The organism is Promicromonospora kroppenstedtii DSM 19349 (assembly GCF_000515355.1).
In the GTDB taxonomy this organism is placed as follows: Bacteria; Actinomycetota; Actinomycetes; order Actinomycetales; family Cellulomonadaceae; genus Promicromonospora; species Promicromonospora kroppenstedtii.
Genome location: NZ_KI911742.1, coordinates 54,367 through 57,920, shown reverse-complemented (window position 1 = coordinate 57,920; position 3,554 = coordinate 54,367). Strand labels below are relative to the sequence as shown.

Sequence of the window (3,554 nt, the reverse complement as noted above, 5' to 3'; positions counted from 1 at the left end):
AACCGCGTCGTCGCGCGCCCCGCCTAGGCGGAGCCGCGGCGGGCAGGGTCGCGGCAGGCAGGACCCGCTACGGCAGCTCGACCGCGAGGTAGTCGGGCCCCCCGAACGACAGCCGCACCTGTTCGATCGTCGCGTCCGGGTCGACGAGCACGAACGAGCTCACGTCCCACTCGGGCTGCTCGCTCACGAACCCGTCGGCGCCGTCGGGCAGGCACCGGTTGGAGTTGCCCAGCACGTCCGGCGAAGCCTCGCCGTAGCGCGTGCCGTCGTCGGACACGAGGGCGATCGTGCAGAGCGACAGGTCCGTCCGGAGCTCGGCGGCGAAGTGCAGCCGCACCTCGTACGCGACCGACCCCTCGGGGATCTCCACGGGCATGCCGTACGCCGGCTCCGGCAGCTCGTCCACCTGCTCGACGCCCGTGACCGTCACGTCGAGCTCCCGCAGCACGTAGGTGTTCGCCCGCTCCGGCACGTCGAAGCCCATGTCGAGGTACTCGCTCGCCAGGTGCGCCGGCTCGCCGAGGGCGACCCGCTGGGACTCGTAGTGCACGCCGTCCGGCCACCAGAACGCCCACACCCGGAACGACGACGCCGCCGTGGTCACCACGACCGCGATCGGCAGCAGCACCAGCCAGACGGCGTTGCGCCGCCACCAGCCCCTGGGCCGCCCGGCCGCCGGGACGTCGGGCGGCAGGGAACCGGGCAGCAGGCCCGGCTGCAGGCTCGGCGCGCCGCCGGGCGGCAGGCTCGGGTACGGGTCCTGACCGGGGCCTGGCACCGCCGGGGTCACCAGCGTCGTCATTCCTCACTACCTTCCGCACGCGCCGTGGCGTAGCCCGGCGACTCCGTCGTCACGGTCTCGGTCGCGTCCCAGAGCTCCCTCGCGTCCGCGGCGGAGATGCCCAGGTCGACGACGCCGGCGGCGTCCCGCCGCTGGCCCGCGTACTCTTCGGCCTGCCCGCCGCGCGCCAGGCGTACCGTCGCGCCCGCGAGCGCGTCCTTCGGCACGTCGAAGCAGTACGTGACGTGCCACGCGTAGCCCGGCTGAGCCTTGGCCGACGTCGAGCAGCCGGCCTGGTCGGTGGGCCAGAACACCCGGCCCTCGGTGTCGGCGATCTCGGCGCCCAGGAACGACGTGGCGCCCTGCGTGGCCCGCCAGGTCGCGTCGACCACGACGAACGTGCCGCCCGCCTGCGCGGTCTCCGAGAAGCTCTCCAGGGTGTCGGCCACGCGGACCTCGGTCACCGTGAGGTCGGCGTACGTGAGGTCGAGGGTCTCGCCGACGGCGCCCTCGACCACGAACGGCGTCTCCACGACCGCCTCCTGCGGCACCGTGGCGACGAGCGCGCAGCCCGCGACCACGCCGCCGACGACGAGCAGCGAGCCCTTCCACGTGATCAGGCGGCGTCCGTGCCTCACTGCTGGTCCTCCGGGGCCGCGGTCCGGTCGGTGTTGTCCTTGAGCGGGATGTCGCCCTGGAACGCGACGTCGGCGGGCAGCCAGTACCCGTTGTCCAGGGTCAGCCGGCTCTCGTCGATCCAATCCAGCCCCACCACCTCGACCGGGATCTCGTCGCCCGTGAACTCGTCGCTCTGCTGCCAGATCAGCGCGACCTGGTAGGTGACGCCCGGGTTGAGGATGCGCACCGTGGTCGCGTCGGCGACGTTGACGATGGTCGCGGGCGGCAGCTCGGGCGCCTCCCTGGCCTCGGGCGAGGCGCTCGCGGACGGCTCGGCCCCCGGCTCGGCCCCGGCGTCCGTGCCGAGATCGGTACCCAGGTCCGCAGCGAGGTCGGTCAGCGACTCCTGGGGCACGACGTCGACACCCTTCGGTGCGGGGATCGCGCTGCCCAGCGTGCTGCTGTACTCGGGGACGTCGCTGGTGTTGGTCACGTCCACGACGAGGGCGAGCATGTGGTTGCCCGGCGCGGGCGTGAGGTAGCCGAGGTCGCCGGTCTTCACGGCGCGCACGACGGTCAGGTCGAACGGGCCCACCTCGATGGCGGCGCCCGCCACGACCGGGTCGGCCTGCGCCTCGACCTTGCTCCACGCCCCGAACGGGGTGACGGCCACGAGCGCGGCGACGACGCCGGCGCCGACGCGCTGCATCGTCGACATGTCGTCGGCGACGGCCGAGACGACGCGGCGGCCCACCCGGAACGCGATGTCGGGGCCGCCGTTGCGGGCATGCTTCATGGCGCACGATCGTAGCGGTGCATCACGGACCAACCGGGCGAAAGTCCACGGGGCTCGGCGGGGCTCCGCGCGCCGTCCGCCTACCCAGCGACCTGGCCGGAGAACACGCGGTTTCCGGGCCAGATCGCTGGGTAGAAGTGCACCTCCTGGACAAGCCCCGGGCGTCAGCGCAGGCCGAACGCCCTGGTCAGCGTCTGCGACACGGTGTTGCCGTCACTGTCCTCGACGACTGTCCGCAGGGTCGCGAACTGCGCGCCCCGCGGCGCCGAGAGCCGGGCCGACCAGGCGTCCGGCCCGTGCGACCGCCGGTCCCGCGTGAGGTCGAGCCGCTGCCAGGTCGCCCCGTCGTCGTACGACACCTCGACCGTGGGCCGCCCCACCCGGGCCTCGATCCCGGGCAGGTGCGACGGCGTCACCGTCAGCCGGGCCGTGCGGGACGCCCGTCCCGCCAGGTCGGTGTCCACGCCGTAGTCGACCTGGATCAGCGGCAGCGGCTCGACGGCGTCGGGCCCGCTCGCCTCCGACATGAAGTCCCACTCGGTGAGCGTGTGCGTCGAGTACGGTCCCGCCCAGTCGGCGCGGTCGTTGTCGGCGACCACCCGGTACGGCAGGCGCTCGGCCGGCAGGCCGCCGGTCACGGGCAGGAACTCGGCGTTGCCCCACAGGAGCTCGGTGTCGCCCTGGTAGAGCGTCGCCCGGTTGCGGACGTCGAAGTTGCCGCCGCCCGTGGCACCGACGTGCCCGCTGCCCGAGTCGCCCCAGCCCGGCACCGGCACGTACATCTGGTCCAGGTAGCGGAGGGGCTGGGAGCCCAGCGCCGACATGCGCGGGCGCAGCACCGGCCCGAACCACGTCACGTCGCTGGTCGTGCGTGCCTTGTACTCCAGCACGTCGACGTTCTCCTGCCCCATCTCGCCCGGGAGGTACGCGCTCTGCGTCCACGGCACGTCGGCCGCGACCCAGTCGGTCCGCTCGCCCTGGGCGGTCGCGACGAGCTGGTTGCCCGCCGTCCAGCCGTGCCAGACGTCGAACCGGGCCTCCAGCGCGGGACCCTGGCGGTAGTTGCGGAACGACATGTCCACCCGGGCCAGGTCGCCCCTGTCCGAGGTCCACGTGGGCCGGGCCGGCACGGCGCCCGTCCAGTGGTGCACCACGTCGTAGGTGTACCCGGTCGTGGGGTGCGACGAGACCGTGACCTCCGGCCGGCGCCCGTCCAGCGACCGCAGCAGCTCCGCACCCTGCCCGGAGGTCAGCGTGGCGACCGTCAGCGGGGCGGGCTCGCCGGGGATCCACGGCGACTCGTCCCACGGCGCCAGCCGCCCGGCGCCGTCGTGCACCACGAACAGCACGCGCGCGCCG

3 protein-coding genes and 1 pseudogene are annotated in these 3,554 nt (G+C 73.9%); all 4 read right to left on the bottom strand.

Annotated elements, in window-relative coordinates:
- Positions 1–67 precede the first annotated feature (67 nt).
- Positions 68–802, bottom strand: a complete 735-nt coding sequence (locus PROKR_RS23905) for a hypothetical protein (protein WP_036968567.1) — start codon at positions 800–802, stop codon at positions 68–70.
- Positions 799–1,419, bottom strand: a complete 621-nt coding sequence (locus PROKR_RS30995) for a hypothetical protein (protein ID WP_051433297.1) — start codon at positions 1,417–1,419, stop codon at positions 799–801. Before PROKR_RS30995 ends, PROKR_RS23905 begins: the two co-directional genes overlap by 4 nt.
- Positions 1,416–2,195: a hypothetical protein gene (locus PROKR_RS23900; RefSeq protein WP_036968564.1), complete on the bottom strand. Its 780-nt coding sequence runs from the start codon at positions 2,193–2,195 to the stop codon at positions 1,416–1,418. Before PROKR_RS23900 ends, PROKR_RS30995 begins: the two co-directional genes overlap by 4 nt.
- A gap of 164 nt (positions 2,196–2,359) precedes the next feature.
- Positions 2,360–3,554 (bottom strand): annotated as a pseudogene (locus PROKR_RS23895) (serine protease); the annotation flags it as partial.